At 38.0% G+C, this 19,636-nt stretch carries 16 protein-coding genes; 4 read left to right on the forward strand and 12 right to left on the reverse strand.

The window, feature by feature from the left end:
* Positions 1 to 20: 20 nt before the first annotated feature.
* The 10 genes from MLC44_RS08085 to efp form a co-directional block, all read right to left on the reverse strand.
* A complete protein-coding gene (locus tag MLC44_RS08085; RefSeq protein ID WP_434656861.1) occupies positions 21 to 260 on the reverse strand; it encodes an HAD family hydrolase in 240 nt (79 codons plus the stop codon).
* A complete protein-coding gene (hemH, locus tag MLC44_RS08090; protein ID WP_151900167.1) occupies positions 257 to 1,210 on the reverse strand; it encodes a ferrochelatase in 954 nt (317 codons plus the stop codon). The genes MLC44_RS08085 and hemH overlap by 4 nt, the downstream gene beginning before the upstream one ends.
* A gap of 8 nt (positions 1,211 to 1,218) precedes the next feature.
* Positions 1,219 to 1,518: a cupin domain-containing protein gene (locus MLC44_RS08095; RefSeq protein ID WP_151900166.1), complete on the reverse strand. Its 300-nt coding sequence runs from the start codon at positions 1,516 to 1,518 to the stop codon at positions 1,219 to 1,221.
* A complete protein-coding gene (locus MLC44_RS08100) occupies positions 1,511 to 2,215 on the reverse strand; it encodes a DUF2461 domain-containing protein (protein ID WP_434656863.1) in 705 nt (234 codons plus the stop codon). The genes MLC44_RS08095 and MLC44_RS08100 overlap by 8 nt, the downstream gene beginning before the upstream one ends.
* Positions 2,216 to 2,362: 147 nt before the next feature.
* Complete coding sequence (gene ccsA, locus MLC44_RS08105; protein WP_434656865.1) at positions 2,363 to 5,485, reverse strand: cytochrome c biogenesis protein CcsA; 3,123 nt, start codon at positions 5,483 to 5,485, stop codon at positions 2,363 to 2,365.
* An 81-nt stretch (positions 5,486 to 5,566) separates the two neighbouring features.
* Positions 5,567 to 6,550, reverse strand: coding sequence for a sensor histidine kinase (locus MLC44_RS08110; protein WP_151900163.1), 984 nt, complete (start codon positions 6,548 to 6,550; stop codon positions 5,567 to 5,569).
* On the reverse strand, positions 6,550 to 7,812 hold the full coding sequence (locus MLC44_RS08115) for a M18 family aminopeptidase (protein ID WP_434579857.1): 1,263 nt from the start codon (positions 7,810 to 7,812) through the stop codon (positions 6,550 to 6,552). The genes MLC44_RS08110 and MLC44_RS08115 overlap by 1 nt, the downstream gene beginning before the upstream one ends.
* Positions 7,813 to 7,816: 4 nt before the next feature.
* On the reverse strand, positions 7,817 to 11,434 hold the full coding sequence (gene dnaE / locus MLC44_RS08120) for a DNA polymerase III subunit alpha (RefSeq protein WP_346388848.1): 3,618 nt from the start codon (positions 11,432 to 11,434) through the stop codon (positions 7,817 to 7,819).
* A gap of 87 nt (positions 11,435 to 11,521) precedes the next feature.
* Positions 11,522 to 12,940 carry an ATP-grasp domain-containing protein gene (locus MLC44_RS08125; RefSeq protein ID WP_346388849.1) on the reverse strand — a complete coding sequence of 473 codons (1,419 nt, stop codon included), beginning with the start codon at positions 12,938 to 12,940 and terminating at the stop codon, positions 11,522 to 11,524.
* A 30-nt stretch (positions 12,941 to 12,970) separates the two neighbouring features.
* Positions 12,971 to 13,537 (reverse strand): elongation factor P, encoded by a 567-nt coding sequence (gene efp, locus MLC44_RS08130; protein WP_151900159.1) that lies wholly within the window; start codon positions 13,535 to 13,537, stop codon positions 12,971 to 12,973.
* 179 nt (positions 13,538 to 13,716) lie between these two features.
* On the opposite strand from efp, the gene MLC44_RS08135 reads away from it, so the two are divergent.
* Genes MLC44_RS08135 through tgt form a run of 3 tightly spaced genes read left to right on the forward strand, consistent with a single transcriptional unit; the run spans position 13,717 to position 16,328 of the window.
* On the forward strand, positions 13,717 to 14,019 hold the full coding sequence (locus MLC44_RS08135) for a hypothetical protein (RefSeq protein ID WP_151900158.1): 303 nt from the start codon (positions 13,717 to 13,719) through the stop codon (positions 14,017 to 14,019).
* Positions 14,019 to 15,167 (forward strand): response regulator, encoded by a 1,149-nt coding sequence (locus MLC44_RS08140; protein WP_434656868.1) that lies wholly within the window; start codon positions 14,019 to 14,021, stop codon positions 15,165 to 15,167. The genes MLC44_RS08135 and MLC44_RS08140 overlap by 1 nt, the downstream gene beginning before the upstream one ends.
* Positions 15,168 to 15,209: 42 nt before the next feature.
* On the forward strand, positions 15,210 to 16,328 hold the full coding sequence (gene tgt / locus MLC44_RS08145; RefSeq protein WP_418640403.1) for a tRNA guanosine(34) transglycosylase Tgt: 1,119 nt from the start codon (positions 15,210 to 15,212) through the stop codon (positions 16,326 to 16,328).
* Between the two features lie 208 nt (positions 16,329 to 16,536).
* On the opposite strand, the gene MLC44_RS08150 is transcribed toward tgt, so the two are convergent.
* Positions 16,537 to 17,751, reverse strand: coding sequence for a dihydroorotase (locus tag MLC44_RS08150; RefSeq protein ID WP_434656870.1), 1,215 nt, complete (start codon positions 17,749 to 17,751; stop codon positions 16,537 to 16,539).
* Positions 17,752 to 17,806: 55 nt separating this feature from the next.
* Here MLC44_RS08150 and lpxB point away from each other — a divergent pair, with 55 nt between their 5' ends.
* Positions 17,807 to 18,850 carry a lipid-A-disaccharide synthase gene (gene lpxB, locus MLC44_RS08155; protein WP_434656872.1) on the forward strand — a complete coding sequence of 348 codons (1,044 nt, stop codon included), beginning with the start codon at positions 17,807 to 17,809 and terminating at the stop codon, positions 18,848 to 18,850.
* Positions 18,851 to 18,866: 16 nt separating this feature from the next.
* On the opposite strand, the gene MLC44_RS08160 is transcribed toward lpxB, so the two are convergent.
* Complete coding sequence (locus MLC44_RS08160) at positions 18,867 to 19,604, reverse strand: hypothetical protein (RefSeq protein WP_434656875.1); 738 nt, start codon at positions 19,602 to 19,604, stop codon at positions 18,867 to 18,869.
* Positions 19,605 to 19,636: the final 32 nt, after the last annotated feature.

A 19,636-nucleotide genomic window follows, 5' to 3' on the forward strand; every position in this document is an offset into this window, starting at 1 on the left:
ATCATAAAGGTAAGGATGTTCTATACACTGCTCTTTATAATGTTTTTCAAAAAGAATTCTGTCTTTTTCTTCATAGATTTCAGTATTGTAAAAAGTTTAGGAAGATTTCTTACCTCTTTGTTAATAGCATCCACTATAAACTCTTCGCTTAGTGGAGGCAGGTTATGATTTGTTTTTCTTACATAATTGACTGAGATGGTAATATCTTTTTTTGAATCAATCAATGTCCCGTCCATATCAAATATAACTATTTTTTTCATGATTTCATCTTTTTATAAATTTCCACAAGTGCTTCAACAAACAAATCACTGTCATTTGGACATTTACAGACTCTATACTCTTTAAATCCCAAATCCTGTGCTATTTCTCTGTACTCTACATCCAGCTCATAGTCTGTTTCCGAATTGTCAATAGTAAAGGCGATAGGAAAAATGACAACACCCCTGTTTCTGACTGTTTTGAGTTTGTCCTCAAGTGAAGGTTTGAGCCACTCCATACGCCCTACTTTTGACTGGTATGCCAAATGAACATCATGAAATGCCATCCCTTCTTTTTGCATCATCTCTTTTAAAATTTCCACATGACGTTTCACATGTTTTTCATACACATCTCCCGCATCTATAATTTTTTGCGGAAGTCCGTGTGCTGAAAAAACAATGTCAAAATCACGATACTCACTCTCTCCCACTGTATTTTGAATACTTTGAATAACTGCCCTGTTATATGTTTCATTTTGGAAAAAATGTTTTATTTCCACCAAAAGTGCATTGCCTTTACTCTTGTGATAGCACTCTTCAAAATCTTCAAGAGAGGACTTTGTCGTCGTTGTAGAGTATTGCGGATACAAAGGAATCAAGTATATTTTGTCCACATCCTCTTTAGCCAGTTTTTCCACTACTTCACAGGCAAAAGGCGGTGTATATCGCATGGCAAAATCAACTATAAATTTTTCACCCAGTTTTTTTTGCAGTTTTGACACAAGATTTTTTGTATGCCCGACTATAGGCGATTTTCCGCCCAGTTCTCTGTATATTTCCTGAGATGCTTCCGCACGGTTAAAGACAATCAGTCCGCCAACCATTTTTCTCACAAGATTGCTTTTCATCGTCAGTATGTTTTTATCTGCAAACATATTTTTTAAAAACATTTCTACTTCATTCAGGTTGTTTGGACCACCCATATTCAGTAATACTATCGCCTCTTTTTTCAATCTACTTCCTATTGTATATATACACTCAGCCAGACAACGACTTTTTTTGTTTTGAGAAGTGTATGCTTTGTATTTGCAGCTATAAACAGAGTATCACCGCTTTTTAATTTGTGTACTATACCATTTATTTCCAATTTTGCACAACCTTTGAGAACGACAAGCCATTCATCTCTCTCCTCAACAAAGGTTTGCGGAGTTTTCAGGGTGTTGCTTACTATAGTTTTTATTTCTACATTTTTCTTTTTTAAAAGTGTTTGAAATTTCTCACTGTCAGGTTCAGGCAGCTCATAATCAAAAATATTACTCATCTTCGACTCTCAGGCTGACTTCATACATAAACTGTTGCAGAGGCAGCATATCTTCATAAATTTCATAAAGCCTGTTTATAAGCTTCTCCCCGTCTTCTATAAGATGCGGGTCGAGTATCGTATAGGTTGCCATACCTTTATAAAGGCTCAAATCAGCATGTTCCATATCAGCATGAAATCCTTTAGGAAAACGCTTATAGCCTTTTTCAAGATGGGTGTAGTTTTTGTTTTTTGCTTTGATAACTTTAAGTATATTTGCGAGTTCGGCACGTTTGGCATCATTTTTAATGGTTTGCCGAAAAGCATCAAGCATCGGTTTTTCAAACCAGCGTACACCCACGGCTACATAAAGTTCTTCAGGCGAAAAGTGCAGATAAAAAGAGGAGCTTTGCATTCTCTTGCTGTTTCCCTGCCAAAATATTATGCCGATGCGCTCTTTTATAGGCATGACAAGCGCATTTGGACGTCTTGAATCACGGTAGATTCTATACAGAGATTTGTTGATTTTTGGTATTGCGTTTATGGATGGTTCAAGTGCCTGCAGATGCTCTCCCATCTCTGTGACAAAAGCACGGGAGGGATTGAGAATGAGTGTTTCGTACTCCTGTTTATGAGCCGAAAACCACTCTTTGTTGTTGTTTTTTCGAATTGCTGCCAAAAACGGCAGTGTTTTTTTACTAAAACCTGTAAATTCCAATACGATTCCTATTTTACGAGTTTATCAATTTTCAGCCCAGATTCATAAGTACCAGACCATAACAGCCGGCACTAAAGTACCGATTCCAGTTAAACTGTTTTTTGGAACCCGTATTTTAGTGGGCTTTGTATCTTTCAAGCCTAATACCTAAGCTAATCTTCTGTTTCTAAAAGCAAGTGCAATAATTATAAACACTATTGCATAGGTTACCGGAACAAAGTCAGGAATAGGTACCGGATCCCCTTTTGCATACGAGTGCATACCCGCAAGATAATAATTCACTCCGAAATATGTCATCAAAACCGATGTAAATGCCAAGAGCGAGATTACACTGTAATTAAAGTCATTGTAAATAGATTTAATAAACCGTACATGGATAACAACGGCATAGACTAAAATAGTCACCAGTGCCCATGTCTCTTTTGGATCCCATCCCCAGTATCGACCCCATGATTCATTCGCCCAGACACCGCCTAAAAAGTTTCCAACAGTCAGTAAAACGAGCCCTATCATCAAACTCATTTCATTGATTGCATTTAACTCTTTAATTGAAAGAGATATCTGCTTCTCATTTTTGTCATTTTTTACAATAAACAGCAACAGGGTGATAAACCCAAGTAATGCTCCAAGCCCCAGAAAACCGTAACTTGCCGTAATCATAGAAACATGAATACTCAACCAGTAAGAATTAAGTACAGGCACAAGATTGGTAATCTGCGGGTTCATCCAGCTCAAATGTGCCACAAACAGAATCAGACCTGCCAAAATTGACGTAGATGCCAGCGTAATAGGAGACTGCTTGGAAAAAATAAATCCTGCCAGAACCGTTGCCCATGCAATATATGTCATTGATTCAAAACCGTTTGACCATGGAGCATGTCCCGATATGTACCATCGCAGTGCAAGACCCAAAGTATGTGCAATAAAAAAGATACCTAAAAGTCCCAAAGAAACTTTTGTAATTTTTTGCATTTGAAATTTCGGTTTTAAAATTTTCACAAAACTTAAAATCAATAATACAAAGCCCATAATGAAATACAATGGCCAAAGAATTTCAAAAACATTTGAGTGGTTGTAAAAAATCTCTGCTTTTATTTTATTTTCACTCGGATAGACAGCAGAACCGTAGAACCTCTGATATTCGTCTATCTTTTTCAATCCTGCATCAGCGATTTTCCATTCTCCGTTTGAAAGAGCAGCATCGACAGCTGTGAAATAGGCTATCGCAATCATTCTGACTTTTTCAGCCTGAGAAGCATCAAATGTTTTTAAAGCCTCAATTGTTGCATACCATTTGTTATTAAGGTCATTCGGTTTTGGCCATATTTTCAACAGTGAACCTGTAAAAACCATATAAACAACATTTACTTTTTCATCAATTTTCAAGGCAGCTTTGTCTAACTTGTTTCTGTCTTTTGGAGCTTTTCTTGAAGCCTGTTCAACAAGAGACAAAAGCTTGTAACCCCGCATACCTGCAGGATCCTGAAAAAACTGTGCAAAAGAGGCATATTTTGCATCTTTTTTTATTCCTATGGCCTCATTTATTCTTTCATCACCCGTTCGAATAAGTTTTATGTCTTTGTAAACATCCGGTCGTATCATCATGCCCAGGATTACCTGATTTGCACTTAACTCTGTTTCTCCGACTTGCAATGTAGAACTTCTGTGTATTTTTGCCAATACTTCCAAAGCAAGTGTATCTATCGGCTTCATACGTCCTTTTGTATCCTGCACTATCAAATGTCCAAATTTTTGTGCATGCTCTTTATCAAAAGAAAGTATGGTTTTTATAGCCGGATCAAGTTCAGCGGCTTTTGCCGGTGTCACTGCAAATGCCAAACCTGCAATCAACAATGCCGGAACTATTTTACACTCACTCGCTTTCTTTGCTTTTGCCGAAAGTTTGGCAAATCTGTGTTTTTTGGAAAAAAGTGCCCAAAACATTCCGAGTGCCAATAAAAAATACCCTATATATGTCGGCAGTGTTCCTGGGTCATGGTTTACTGACAAAATTGTTCCTTTTTCATCCATATCATAAGAAGATTGGAAAAATCTGTAATTTCTGTGTTCCAAAATATGATTCATGTATATTCTGTATTTCATATCAATTCCCATTTCCTTGTCTATAAGTTCCACTTCACTTGCATACGATGCCGGACTCATAGATCCCGGATATCTGTCAAGCTGGAAATCCAAAAGTTTTAAGGTAAAAGGAATTTTTATCTCTTTTGAACCATAGGCAACACTTACATGTAAACCATTTATATCCACTTCACTGGGAACACCAAGCATACCTTTTTGTGAGTATACCAGGACTTCTTTTTGTTTATCGCCACTGTGAACCAAAAACTTAAGCGCATCTACACCGGAAGCCCGCAGTATGGATTTTGGGTTTGAAACCACTTTTTTATGTGCATGCAGCATAAAATCACGCAAAACAAAACCGCCTAAATCACTGCTGTAAAGAACTCTTGTCTGAAGCGCTTCATGATCATTTGCATCCAAACTGCCTCTGGATCGGTCAGCCATTTTTAAGTAAGAAAGTTTCATATCATGCTTCAGGTACAACCTGCCGTCTTTTATATACAAAAACAAAACCGGTTTATCAAAATGTTCGCCTGAATTAAAATCCAGAATAAAACTTCCCGCATTATAAAACTTGCCCTCTTCGAGTGCTACAGGTTTTCCCTGTCCACTGCCTGTAACCATAAGTTTTGCTATTGCCTTGCCGTTTTTGTCTGCCACCAAAGTTTCTATGGCATTAGGAATGTACTCTACAAGCTTCACATCAACCTTTTTATTCTCAAGCTTCACATACGCCTCAAAATCATTATTTCCTCTTTTTGAGAGATATAAAACTTTAGAGAATTTTTTTGTGTCACTGCCGTTACTGACTTTTATGCTTATATAGGGATCAGCACTTACAATTGAAGAAGCACTGCCTCCTTCACGAATATGCATAGTCCCTTCATAACCAAAATACCGCGTCACTGCCGCACCGACCAATATCACCAAGAACGCAATATGAAAGATAAAAATAGGCGCTTTAGAGAGTTTGTACATCTTAAATCGATAGATATTATACAAAAGATTCAAAGCCAATAAACCCAGCAAAACCTCAAACCATCGTGCATTATAGATTTCTGCTTTTGCAGTCATCGTTCCATAGTCATTTTCAACTATCGTTGCATACCCTATTGTAAATGCAAAAATAAGCATTAAAATTGCCATCGTATGCATTGAACCAATTAAAGAGAGAATTTTTTTCATGTTTAACCTTTTAAAAAAAAATTATTATACTTGCAATAAGATAATAATAAACTAACCTAAAAACAATCACGCCTTTTTAACTTACATTTTAATTTTCACTTCAAAACATTTTTTCTGCACAGTGCATAAATTTACACTTCCGCCGTGTGCCTCGGCAATCTGACGGGAAAGAACAAGTCCTAAACCGTTGCCTTTGAGCTTTGTGCTTTTAAATGCTTCAAAAAGCTCTTTTTCATTATCTATAGCCACACCACTGTCATATATCTTAAAGATGTGATATATTCCATCATTTTCATAGGTTATTTCAACCCTTCCCTCTTCGTTTTCATCCTCTTCTATCGCATCAATGGCATTGGTGATAAAGTTTGCAAACAGCATTTCAAGTAAATCTTTGTCTGCATGCATAAAAAAATCCTCTTTTGGAAAAACAAATTCTATCTCTTTTGAATATCCGTAATAGGCTATCGCCATATCCAGAGACTCTTTGAGCTGACTCCACGGTATAAGATCTTTTTGTGTCTGCACACCTTTTGAAAACATCAGTGTCGCTTTAATGATTCGCTCAATTCTATAAACTGATTTTTGTATCTCTTCGACTATTGGAATATTTTCAGGAAGTACCCGTTTTTTAAGTGTCGAACTCATCAAAGAAATCGCCCCTATAGGGTTCCGTATTTCATGGGAAAGGTGGGCTGCCATCTGTCCCATAGTGGCAAGATTCTCTTTTCGCTTTTGTTCTGTAATATCTGTTGCAGAGAGCATCACTTTGTCTTTATAGGTAGAACTCTTGACAAGGTAGGAGTGTGCATTAAAAGTAATTTCATAATCTTCATCACGGTACTCCAAAAGCTTTAAAAGCTCCCATAACTCTCTTGCATGGGAATTTTGCAAAAAAACAGTGTTATCACTGTTAAGAATCCAAATAGCATTAGGGAGAAATTCAACAACCTTTTCAACAGTATCCTGCAGGTGTGCATACGAGGCCTTTAACTCATTAAACTCATTCTCAACCTTATAAGTCTGCTGAATAAGAACATTAAGTTCCTGCGGTGTAATAGATGCCATTAAGCACTGAGTCCTGTCAAAATTTTATACAAATCATGTGCATCATCACTGCCGGCAAGTTCGCGTATGGAATGCATTGCCCAGGTTGGCAGTCCTACATCTATGGTGTCTATTCCTAAACGCGAAGCCGTGATGGGTCCTATGGTGGAGCCACATCCCATATCGCTTCTTGTCACAAAATTTTGCAGCCTTACATGTAACAATGAAGCGCTATACTTAAACTTTGCTATTGTTTTGTCATTGGAGGCATATCGCTGATTTGCATTGACTTTTATGACAACACCTTTGTTTATATGCGGGGCATGATTGCTGTCATGTTTTGCCGGGTAATTTGGATGAATTGCATGGGCATTGTCTGCACTTATCATCAAAGAGCTTCTTGTCATCTTCATATACTCTTCATAATCATCAAACATTCTGTGCAGGGTATTTTCTAGAAAACTGCCCCCTGCTCCGCTCGTCGATTCACTCCCCACCTCTTCATGGTCACTTGCGATGAAAAGCATAGGCTTGTCTGTATTTACACTGCAAATACTAACCATGCCTGTGTAACAACTCAGCAGATTATCAAGCCGCGCACTTGCAATAAAATCATTCCGCAGCCCTACAAATTCTGCTTTTTGTGTATCATAAAAGCTCAACTCACTTGCATAAATTTCTTCGACATCTCCAATACCGTTGTTTGCAAGCTGCCATTTAATAAATTCATCAAAATCAAAATCTTCATTTGTGCTCAAAACCGGACAGATATCTGTCTGTTTGTTCACCGTTCTCTCTTTGTTGGCTTTGTCGTCCAAATGAATGGCTAGCGATGGAATAACAGCGATTGGCTTTTGCACATTAATCAAGATACTTTGCAAAGTCTTGTTTGCATCAAGATAACTTACCCGACCCGCTAAAGATAAATCTCTGTCAAACCAGGGATTTAAGAGCAGTCCGCCGTAAGGCTCAACACCGAATTTCACCACACCATGCTCTTTTATTACAGGATTTGGCTTGAGTTTCAGGTTTGGCGAATCGGTATGTGCCCCGACCATCACATAATTTTTCTCTGTTTTTGGATAGGTAAAGGCAATGATTGATGAGCCATTGCGTGTGACATAATACTTTTGTCCTGCTTTAAGTTCCCATTTATCTGTTTCATCAAGCTTGATAAATCCTGCATTTTCAAACATCATTGCCATATTTTGCGTCGCATGAAAAGGCGTAGGCGAAGCATCCAAAAAGCCTAAAAGTCCTTCGTTAAAATCTTGTTTATTCATCTGTTTATCCTATTATATCCACAAATTCATTGCCTTCAAGCGCAGTTATGAGCTGTGCATTTACATGTATGGCGGAATCTATGACGACATTGTGCAGTTTTGATACTATGGTAATTTTAAGCGGTCTGTTCCCCGGATTTTGCCTGATAAGCGTATAAAGTTTTTCCAGTACATCAAAATTACTGCTCAGTCGTACAGCCAAATTAATTGGCTCCGGCGGCGCTTCTTGAATCTCTGTTTTTACTTTTTTTGTCTCTTTCTTTGCCTGTTTGAGTGTCATTAGCTTTGTAACATTGAGTCGTGGTCCAAAATCAGTATGCGTGACTCTTGCCTTAAAAGCAACAGGTTCTTCCAAGTCCATTTCACTGAGTTGTTCGAGCTTATCGGAAAAAAGCATAATTTCAATATTTCCATGAAAGTCCATCAGGTTGACAATACCGAACTGATTCCCTTTTTTAGAGATTTTTTTCGTTATCTCTTCTACTTTTCCTATAAATATAGCAAAAGAGCCGTCTTTGATGCTTTCAAGTTCTGATGAGAGTGTATAATTTAGCTCATCCAATTCTTGTCTGAAATTATCCATCGGATGCCCGGAGACATAAAATCCCAAAGTCTCTTTTTCAAACTCTAAAATCTCTTTGAGTTCATATTCGTCTGAGTTTGTAAGTTCGAGTTTTACGGTTGTAATCTCTTCATCATCTCCAAAAAGAGAACCAACTGCATTTTTCTTTGCTTCACTCGCTTTTTTTGCCGTCTCCACAATCAGTTCTATCTGGTCTAAGAGTGCTTTTCGTGAGTAGCCGTATCTGTCAAATCCGCCTGACTTTATAATGGCTTCAATAACACGCTTGTTTACTTTACTTGGCTCGATTCTGTTGACAAAATCCTGCAAAGAGGTATAGTCGCCGTTTTCTTCGCGCTCTTCTATCATGGCATAAATAGCTGCTTCTCCAACCCCTTTTATACCGCCCAAACCAAACAAAATAATCTCCTGCTGATTTTTCGTAATAGCAGAAAATTCCAAATAAGAGTCACAGATATCAGGAGGAGAAAGTGCTATGCCCATTCGCTTGACTTCATCTATATAGCGCACTACTTTTTCTGTATTGTCTTTGTCTGAGGTTAAAAGTGCTGCCATAAATTCATTGGGATAATATGTCTTGAGCCATGCCGTTTGAAAAGTAACCATGGCATAGGCTGCCGAGTGTGATTTGTTGAAACCGTATCCGGCAAACTTTTCAATCAAATCAAAGAGTTCTGAAGCCGTTTTATAATCAAGCCCCTGTTTGGCTGCACCCTCGGAGAACTCTTTGTTGTATTTAAGCATCTCCTCGACTTTTTTCTTCCCCATGGCACGGCGCACAATATCTGCACCACCGAGAGAAAATCCACCGATAGTCTGCACAATCTGCATAACCTGTTCTTGATAAACTATAACTCCGTAGGTAGGCTTGAGTATCTCTTCAAGTGCGGGAAAAACATAGGTAATTTCCTGTCGTCCGTGTTTACGCTCGATGAAATCATCAAGCATCCCTGATTCCATAGGACCCGGACGATACAGTGCCAGGACCGCAATCAAATCCTCAAAGTTTGAAGGTTTTAAACGACGGTTCAGATCCTGCATACCGGATGATTCTATCTGAAACATTCCGACTGTTTCACCGGTCTGAATGACATCATACACATTTTTGTCATTTTCGTCTATCTGATGCCAGTCTATCTCCTTGTTGTATCTTCTTTTAATGAGTTTGATTGCATTGTCAATAACATCGAGTGTTTTTAGACCCAAGAAGTCAAACTTGATTAAATCGACATCTTCCATATAGTTGAGTGAATACTGTGTGACAAAAGTATCTTCCCCGGAAGGCTTGTATATAGGTGTTTTTTTCCATAACTCTTCATTGCTTATAACGACACCGGCAGCGTGCATTCCTGCATTTCGCTTGAGCCCTTCAAGCTTTTTGGCAAATTCCCAAACCCGTCCGACCTGAGGATCACTCTCTATGAGTTCTCGAAGTTTTGGCTCTTTTTGAAAAGCACCCTCTTTAAACTCTCCGTTTTTTGTTTTACCGTTAAGTGTAATGCCGAGTTCATCGGGTACAAGTTTTGCCATCTGGTCGGCTTTACTAAGCGGCATATCCAAAACACGTGCCACATCCCGAATGACTCCCTTGGCAAGCAAAGAACCAAAAGTAATGATTTGGGCAACCTGATTACGCCCGTATTTTTTTGTGACATAGTCTATCACTTCTCCGCGGCGCGCCTGCATAAAATCCATATCAATATCGGGCATACTCACACGCTCAGGATTTAAAAAACGCTCAAAAAGCAGGTCGTATTTCATCGGGTCAATGTCGGTAATCTCCAAAGAGTAGGCAACCAGGCTTCCGGCAGCACTTCCCCGTCCGGGACCTACTGCAATACCCAGACGCTTTGCCTCTTTAACAAAGTCCCAAACAATCATCATATAACCGGGAAATTTCATAGAGTTAATGATGTTCATCTCAAATTCCAGCCTGTCCCGATACTCCTGATGCTTCTCTTTTGGAACAATTTTCAGACGCTTTTGGAGTCCCTGTCGGCATTTGACAATGAAAAATTCAGCATCATTCTTATCAGCAGCACTCATCCACTTTTTTTTCTCTTCTTCTGTGGCATTTTCAGGTAAAGGGGGATCATCTTCAAAGTCTATATCAAGCCCCTCTTCTTTTGCATACTCCTGCGTAAATTTAAAGTTGGGCGGTGTCGGTGATTTTACAATGGGTACAAAATCTTCTATTTTGTCTGTAATTTCCTGCGTATGTTCTAAAGCTTCCGGAATATCGGCAAAAAGCCGTGCCATCTCATCAGGAGATTTTATATAAAACTCATGTACCGAATGACGCATACGATTTGGATCATCATAAAGTTTATTCATCCCTATGCACATAAAGGCCTCATGGTACTGGGCATCTTCAGGATAGGTATAGTGTGTGTCATTTGTCGCCACAACTTTAATACCTGTTTCTTTGGAAATTTTTAAAATCTGCTCATCTATGTAGAGTTGATCCCCGATACCGTGACGCATCAGTTCAAGGTAAAAGTCATCACCGAAAATATCCTGATACTCCCGAGCAACATCTAAAGCACCCTCATATCCGAGCGCACCGTTTTTGACATTTCTTTCATTTTGCAGATTTAGGTGCCAGTTTACTTCTCCCTGAAGACATGCAGAGGTACAGATAAGCCCCTCACTGTGTTCTCTTAGCTCTTTTTTGTTGATTCGCGGGAAATAGTAAAAGCCCTCTATAAAGGCTTTGGAGGAGAGGTACATCAGATTTTCATATCCCTTTTTATTTTTGGCATATAAACAGATATGAAAACGCTGTTTTGTACTTTTATCGCCAAGAGTCTCACCGTTGTGAATGTACCCTTCCATACCGATAATAGGCTTGAGTCCGGCATTTTTCATCTGCTTGTAAAAATCAATAGCTCCAAACATATTGCCGTGATCTGTCATCGCAACACTTGTCATCCCAAGTTCTTTGACTCTTGAAACAAGGTTTGAGAGTTTGTTTGCACCGTCTAACAGTGAGTATTCTGTATGAAGATGTAAATGTGTAAAGGAAGGTTTTGCACTCAAAAATCACTCCGTTTTTTAGTATGTAAAGAATAGAGTGATTATAGTTAAAATGACTTAATTTGAGGTAAGAAGATGAAAAAAAGCTCCTTATTTAAGAAGCTTTTTCCATGCTTTTTTTATTTTTTTTACAAGCTTCTCGGTAATGCCTTTTATTTCTGTCAGCATATTCGGATTTTGATGCAATACACCAATTACCTCTTCCACATCACCAAAATGTTCCACTATTTTTTTTACTTTCTTTTTCCCTATGCCTTTTACAGATGTTAAAAAATCACTCAGTTCTTCTTGTGTAATTTTCACCTCATCACTAAAAGACTCCTGTGATTCATCTTTCGTAGGCTTTGGAACTTCTACATTCGAATCTTTCTTCAAAGAACGCAACGGTTTAAGCGAGAGTTTATCCTGATAATTCCATTTTTCACTCGGCCACTCCTCACTGTATCGTGGTTTGACGGCAGAAATTTTATACTTTTTATCCAGTTCATGCAGATAAACTTCTTTGTCACCATACATTTTCTTCTTTTTACCAAAGTAGGCACCGTCATAACTTGCACGATATTCACCAAAAGTAATGTGTCGCATTGTTCGCAGCAAATCCGGAGAGATTTTTCCCAGCTCTTCCCAGTTAAACATTGGAATATGCGGTTTTCTAAATCTTCCCTCGCTTAAAAGCCACATCAGGTATTCCCCGATCCAGTCTCTTATATAAGGAAAAGCGGCAAATGCAGTCGCACACTCTAAAATACGCACTTTCCCGTCTTTGCCGTAAGCCACATCACAGGCCCAGTATTCTGCTTTTGCAGCCTTTGAGACTTTCACTGCCAAATCAAGTACGGATTTTGGTACATCATTATAATCCATACTGCCGCCCTGGGAAGTATTTGTCAGCCATTCCCCCTCAGGCGCACGACGCCAAAAGGCACATACAGGTTTATGCCCTATGAGCATAACACGAATGTCTGCCTCCATCGGCACAAAATCCTGCACATAAACGGGATGATATCTTTTTTCTTCCAAAAGTGCTTTTGCTTCCTCATAACTGTCGACTTTATGTACAAAATAACCGCCGTAATTTGAAGGTCCGTAGGACTTTTTGATGATTTTAGGATACTTTGCTTTTTTCAGTGCTTCATCCGCTTTTTTATGATTGTAGTAAATATAGGTCTTTGGAATCGGCAAGTCATATTTCCAGGCAAACCGTGTCACATTCTCTTTTGATTTGTTAGAAAACTGTGTATCCAAAGAAGGAATAAAACGCACATGAGGCAAGGCTCGAGCAATTTCACGAAATGTCTCATAAGCAGTAGCAGGAATATTGCCGATAAGTACATCAATTTTTTTGTCTTTGACCTCTTGAATAAATCTCTCTTTATCATTTTTCCAGTGATATGTCACTGTTTCTATTTTGTTTGGCCACCCTTTGAAATTGGAGTGGTCAAAAAATCTCAGGACATAGTCCATATACAAAAGGCCTAATTTCGGTAACTCTTTATTGCTTAATCCCATGCTGCTTATTCCTTAATCAGTGAAGTTAAATTATTTAACTTTTTCTAAATACTCGCCGTCAACTGTATTGACTTTAACAGTATCGCCCTCTAGCACATGATACGGTACCTGAACAACAGCACCGCTTTCGAGTGTTGCAGGTTTTTTGCTTCCGCTTGATGTATCACCTTTAAAATTCGGCGGTGTTTCTGTGATAACAAATTCCATTACTTCCGGAGCCTGCACAGAAATTGCCTTGCCTTTGTAAAACACAATATCAACGTTGATACCGTCTTTAAACCACTTAGAAGCATCATCACACTGTTCATATGTCAAGCCAAGCTGATCATATGTTTCATTATCCATAAACTGATACATCTCTCCGTCATCATACAGATACTGCATTGTTTTGTATTCAATCACAGGCACTTCAAACTTGTCACCCGCATGCACTGTTTTTTCAACCACTTTGCCGTTTAAAAAACTTTTCATTTTCATACGGACAAATGCTGCCCCTTTTCCCGGTTTTACATGTTGGAACTCTACTACTTTATACGGAACTTCCCCTACTATCAGACGCACATTTTTTTTGATATCACTCATACCGATTGTTGCCATTCACTCACCTTTAAAAATATTTTTACAATTCTATAATAAATGGGCTTAGAAGTCTCTAATAGCATTGCAAATATCTGATTAGTGACATTTTATTATTATTTGCTATTTTAAATCGCAAGATTAAGCAATTCTTAATATATAGAGGCGTACTATTTATAAAAAGCAAACTGGAGCTAAAAATGGAAATTTCATCATCATTAAATACTATAACTGTAAAAGGCAATATCAAGGCTATAAGCCATTATGAAGAAATAAAAAACGAAATTGAAAAGATGATCGACAATTCTCCGGATATAAAATATATAAAAATTCTCATTTTGGAATCCATCTCCATTACCTCCTCTATTATAGGATACCTGTGTAAACTCGTGGACGACGGGATAAATCTTGAGGTACACATACAAAATGAAGGTTTGCATGAACTTTTGGATGATTTGAATCTGGTTCCTTTATTGAATGTAAAAAAACTCTCCGCGCATTGATGAATGACTATATATCAGACATATATAAAACTTTAAATATATTATGTGTTGAAAACGATACAAAAACGATACAGATATATAAAAACATTTTTGCCGATATGTTCAAAAATGTATATTGTGCCAAAAACGGTCTAGAAGGTTTTAACAGCTTTCAAAAAAATGAAATAGATATTGTTATTACCAGATACAGTATGCCGATATGCAACGGACTGCAAATGAGCAAAAAAATACGCAAAGTGGATACTTCTGTTCCAATAGTACTGGTAACTTCTTTTCAAAGTATTGAAATTCTCAAAGAAGCAATTGATCTGCATATTGCAAGCTTTTTAAAACGACCTTTTACTGTCTCTTCTTTAGTCTCAATATTCAATCAGGCAGTAAAATCCATCATAGTTGACAGATGTATTATGAAAGAACAGGACCAAAAAATAAAATACAGCAATTATCAGGAAGGTATTACTTTTGCAAAAGAAAAAATTATTACAAAAAATGATTTGGAAGAGGACAACAGGCTTCTAAAACTTACATGTAAAGCCGTCTATAAGCCAAAAGACACGCTCAGCGGAGACAGCTATATTATACGAAAGCTAAATGAAAATGAGTATTTTATCTTTTTGGTAGACGGTATGGGCAAAGGCATCTCTGCTTCTGTGACTGCAATGCTGTGCAGTTCTTTTGTCAACTACTCTGTTGATTTGCTAAAAGAAGAAAAAAAACTGTTTTCGCTTGAGACATTACTCAACTCGCTAGTGAAGTTTATACGACCAAATTTACTAAAATATGAAGTACTTTGTGCGCATTTTTTACATTTTAAGCACAATACCCTGAGTTATGCGATTTTTTCTATGCCTCCTGTACTCTATATGCTCGATACACAAGAGGTCTTCAAACTCAAATCCAACAATACTCCTCTGGCATCCTATACAAAAAAATTTACTGTTGACACACTGGATATACAAAAACTTAAAAAAATGATTCTCTACAGTGACGGTTTGAATGAGAACACGGTTCATAATTCACAAGAGAGTTATAATGCATATATTGCAGAAGATTTTATGCAGGCAAACAGTGTTGAGGAATTTGAAAATTTGTATCAAAAAAAGATAGAAATACAAGAAGATGACATCACCTATATTTTACTGACATAAATTAGCTATAATTTCACAAAATTTTAAAATGAGTGGAGAAATATGGAATTTACTTTAGATGCAACTTCAAAAAATGCCCGTGCGGGAACTCTTAAAACAGCCCACTCCACTATTAAAACACCTGTTTTTATGCCTGTCGGTACTATAGGCAGTGTGAAATCTTTGGATGCACATGATGTTTTAGAATTACTCGGTGCCGACATCATTTTGGCAAACACCTACCATATGTATCTGCGTCCCGGAGACAAAACGGTTGCCAAGATGGGCAAGCTTCACGGCTTTACACAATACCCTAAAAGTTTTTTGACAGACAGCGGCGGTTTCCAGGCATTTTCATTAAGCGACATCTCAAAATCAAAAACTGACGGTATAGAGTTTCGCTCCCACATTGACGGCAGCAAACACTTCTTTACACCTAAAAAGGTAATAGACATCCAACACAATCTCGGTTCTGACATCATGATGATTTTAGATGATTTGGTTGCACTGCCGGCAACACAGGAGCGCATAAAACTCTCTATAGAACGGACAACTGCCTGGGCAAAAGAGTCTATAGAGTACTTTCGTGCAAAGCAAAAAGAGGGTGTGGGCGTTGAACAGAATATTTTTGCCATAATTCAAGGCGGTACAGACAAAGCGTTTCGAACAAAAAGTGCGACCGAACTGTGTGCTTTGGATTATGACGGTTTTGCCATCGGCGGGCTCTCTGTAGGAGAACTCAACAATGAAATGTACGATACGGTAGAACATACCGTACAATATATGCCAAAAGACAAACCCCGTTACCTGATGGGTGTCGGTACACCGGAAGATTTAATAGAAAATATTGAACGCGGCATCGATATGTTTGACTGTGTAATGCCCACAAGAAATGCAAGAAACGGCACTCTTTTTACATCATTTGGGAAAATAAACATCAAAGGGGCCAAGTTCAAAGAAGATCCTTTACCGATAGACCCTGAGTGTCAGTGCCTTACATGTAAAACATACAGCCGTGCCTACATCAACCATCTATTTCGTGCGCGTGAAATAACCTACTTCAGACTTGCTACGATTCACAATCTGCACTACTATCTCAACCTGATGAGAGAAGTTCGTGAGGCTATTTTAGCAGACAGCTTTGCAGAGTATAAACAAATATTTTATGCAAAAAGAAGTTGATTTTCAAGTAATTTAAACATAAAAGCAATTCAGCCCGCACTGAAGTACGGGTTCCAAAAAGACTTCGCAATCAGTACTTTCTATGCCAAAGCATGGCTTAAAAATAAAACCAAATTTTTTTCTGTAATAACTTTCCTGCCACTCTCGCCCGCACTGAAGTACGGGTTCCAAAAAGACTTCGGAATCGGTACTTCAGTGCCGACTGTTGTTACTTTTTATCACTCTCTTCCGGCATTGGAATAGCAGTTCCAAAAAGTGCTTCGCCGTTATAAAGCGACTGGGCATTGTGGATAACTTTTTTTTCATTTGTGTCAAAAAGCACAATGTCTGCTGCATTTTGTCCTACCTCTATAATTCCTGCTTTCGTATTGATACATTTGGCAGGATTTTGTACAGTCAATTTTACTAATTCGCTCATAGAGATCATCCCTGATTTTACCAGTTTTGTATAATAAATCGAAAGTGCATCTTCAAGTGCTTCACATCCATAGGCCGCATCAAAGAACGCCACTTCTTTATTTACAGGTGAATTTGGCTGATGCAAAACACTCAGAACATCAATATCACCATTTTTTAAAGCATTTTGCAAAAGAATGACATCTTCCCTGCTTGCTAAAGGAGGATTGAGTTTTGCCGTTGTATTAAAACCTTCACAGGCTTCATCGGAATAAATCAAGTGATGTACGGAGACTTCACAGCTTACATGGACACCCTCTTTTTTTGCCTTAGTGATAAGCTCTATAGAACGAGGTGAGGCAATGGACTTAAAGAGTATTTTAATATTGAAATATCTTGCTATTTCTATCATTCGTGATACATGTAATACTTCACTCAGCTCAGGAATTCCTGCCAGTCCGAGTTTTGAGCTGACATCCCCCTCAAGCATTACACCGGCATTAATCAAAGAGTTGTCCTCAGGCTTGCAAAAGAGTGTTACGTCATACATCTTGACATATTCTGCTATTTTAATAGCAATATTGTTTTTTGCTATCGTGCTCATATAAGGGGCCACAACACCTTTTTTTAATAAAATCGCGATATTTGAAAGCGCCATATCTTCTTTTAAAGCGTTCAGCATAAAATCAATCTTTACGCCCTTTATATCTTTGACACCGTTTTGTGCAAACTCCAAAACGACTTCATTGTCAATAGCAGGTGTTGCATCGGCATTTAATACAATATGCCCTACTCCGCCTTTTCTTGCCTCTTTCGCAAGTGTTTTTATATTTTTTGCATTTAAAGAAGAATCCAGCACTCTTACATTGGTATCTATAAGACTAGGCAACAGATAGACACCTTGGGCATCTATAACATTTTCATCCTGCAAATTTTCACCTATGGCGACAATCACACCGTCTTGTATCTGTACATCGACATTTCTTTCTCCGTTTACGTCACACACTACGGCATTTGATATAAGCATTTCAGACCACCTTTGATATAATGTCCGTATTATAAATTATTAAGGCTTAAAACTCATGAAAATTCTTGTATCAGCACTCGAACACTCTGCAAATATGCATCTCAAATCATTACAAAAAGAGTTGGCCGATGATGTTGAATTTATAGGTATCTTTGATAAAAATCTGGGAGAGCCCATTGTGGATTTGAGAAGCCTTGCTATTATGGGTTTTGTGGATGCTTTGAAAAAATTACGGTTCTTTTTCAAACTTGCAGACGAAATGACAGAACTTGCAAAAGAGGCGGATAAAATACTGCTGATAGACTCTTCCGGCTTCAACCTGCCTCTGGCAAAAAAAATCAAAAAAAGATACCCGCAAAAAAAGATAATCTACTATATACTGCCCCAAGCCTGGGCCTGGAAGAAAAAACGCATTCCCGTGCTTGCCAAAACTATAGACAGGTTATGCTCTATTTTACCTTTTGAGCCGAGTTACTATCCAAAAGAAGCTCCTATAGAATATGTCGGGCATCCATTACTTGACCAAATTACACACTTTAAAGAATCCCTCAGGGACGAAGTACAAAATGTCGTGTTTATGCCCGGCAGTCGAAAAGGTGAAATTACAAAACTCATGCCTGTTTTTAGGGAACTTGTGCAGCACTTACATGTAAAGGCAACACTGGTTATACCTGAGCATTTTTCCCAGACAGACATCAAGTCATTATATGGAGATATAAGTGATTTTGACATCACGCATGAACCGCATAACGCCCTTTACAATGCAGATTTTGCTTTTATCTGCAGTGGAACGGCTACACTTGAAGCGGCACTCATAGGTGTGCCTTTTGTTTTGAGTTACATTGCAAAACCGTTTGATTATTTTCTAGCAAGCAGACTTGTAAAACTGGATTATCTTGGTCTTGGGAATATTATGTTTTCACAGTATAAAAAGGAGGCACTGCATCCTGAGTTTATTCAGAAAGATGTGACTGTAGAAAATCTTTTAAATGCTTATAAAGAGTATGACAGAGAGAAATTTTTACAAAATTCCCAATCTTTAAGAGAATATCTGCAGCATGGGAGTTCTCAAAGAGTGGCAGAGATTCTTTCCCGTTAGCGTCAAACTAATGCCTTTATGTATCTTTTGGTTTGCGGGCTTGAATGCTTATTTTTTTCCCTGTAAGCTTTTCTCTTGGCTTCCCGTCATAACGGTGATTACGCTCGCCGCTTTTTCCTGAAAATTTTGCTTTGCCGTTTTCATCTTTGCCTAAAAACTTGTTGGGTGCTTTTTTCTTTTTTGCCCATTTGTTCTCTTTTTCATCATCCTTTGTAAAATCACCTTTTGGCTTGTCAAACTTCGGCTTTTCCTGTGTAGAACTTTCATACCGTTTTTTAGCAACTTCTCTTATCTCATCTTTTGAGAGTTTTTTTCTTTTTGGTTCATCTGAATCTTTAGACTCTTTTTGCGGATATGCAAAACCTTCAACTGTTTCTTGTTTAATGGCACGTCCAAGCAAATTTTCTATAGCATGCAGGGCTTTTTGCTCACTCTCATCCAACAGCATTACGGCCTTGTGTGTAGCTTTTGACACTCTTGCTATATAGACGATGGCTTTGATCGGCATATCATAACTGATCAAAAAACCACAGGTCAAATTTTTGTTTTTTACAAGTTCTTTATCTTCTATGACAGGAATCTCTTTATTGTCCAGCTCTTCTTTAAGTGCTTGAGAATTGCTTGCACAAACCACCAAAATATCTTCATTTTTGTTTTCTTCTATAATTTTATTTAAAAGTTCTGTTTTTTTATCATCCGGGCAGGGATAAATACGATGGTTGTTTGGTTTAATGGCAATGGTATCAGCAGGCATTTGGTATCCTATAAAAGTATTTTTGAAATTAT

The organism is Sulfurimonas sp. NW9, from assembly GCF_051132275.1.
Lineage (GTDB): Bacteria > Campylobacterota > Campylobacteria > Campylobacterales > Sulfurimonadaceae > Sulfurimonas > Sulfurimonas hydrogeniphila.

Excerpts from the sequence above, each read along its gene's own strand:
- MLC44_RS08085 (WP_434656861.1), bottom strand. The coding sequence starts at position 260 with ATGAAAAAAATAGTTATATTTGATATGGACGGGACATTGATTGATTCA.
- MLC44_RS08095 (WP_151900166.1), bottom strand. The coding sequence starts at position 1,518 with ATGAGTAATATTTTTGATTATGAGCTGCCTGAACCTGACAGTGAGAAA.
- ccsA (WP_434656865.1), bottom strand. The coding sequence starts at position 5,485 with ATGAAAAAAATTCTCTCTTTAATTGGTTCAATGCATACGATGGCAATT.
- MLC44_RS08110 (WP_151900163.1), bottom strand. The coding sequence starts at position 6,550 with ATGGCATCTATTACACCGCAGGAACTTAATGTTCTTATTCAGCAGACT.
- MLC44_RS08115 (WP_434579857.1), bottom strand. The coding sequence starts at position 7,812 with ATGAATAAACAAGATTTTAACGAAGGACTTTTAGGCTTTTTGGATGCT.
- MLC44_RS08125 (WP_346388849.1), bottom strand. The coding sequence starts at position 12,940 with ATGGGATTAAGCAATAAAGAGTTACCGAAATTAGGCCTTTTGTATATG.
- efp (WP_151900159.1), bottom strand. The coding sequence starts at position 13,537 with ATGGCAACAATCGGTATGAGTGATATCAAAAAAAATGTGCGTCTGATA.
- MLC44_RS08135 (WP_151900158.1), top strand. The coding sequence starts at position 13,717 with ATGGAAATTTCATCATCATTAAATACTATAACTGTAAAAGGCAATATC.
- MLC44_RS08140 (WP_434656868.1), top strand. The coding sequence starts at position 14,019 with ATGAATGACTATATATCAGACATATATAAAACTTTAAATATATTATGT.
- tgt (WP_418640403.1), top strand. The coding sequence starts at position 15,210 with ATGGAATTTACTTTAGATGCAACTTCAAAAAATGCCCGTGCGGGAACT.
- MLC44_RS08150 (WP_434656870.1), bottom strand. The coding sequence starts at position 17,751 with ATGCTTATATCAAATGCCGTAGTGTGTGACGTAAACGGAGAAAGAAAT.
- lpxB (WP_434656872.1), top strand. The coding sequence starts at position 17,807 with ATGAAAATTCTTGTATCAGCACTCGAACACTCTGCAAATATGCATCTC.
- MLC44_RS08160 (WP_434656875.1), bottom strand. The coding sequence starts at position 19,604 with ATGCCTGCTGATACCATTGCCATTAAACCAAACAACCATCGTATTTAT.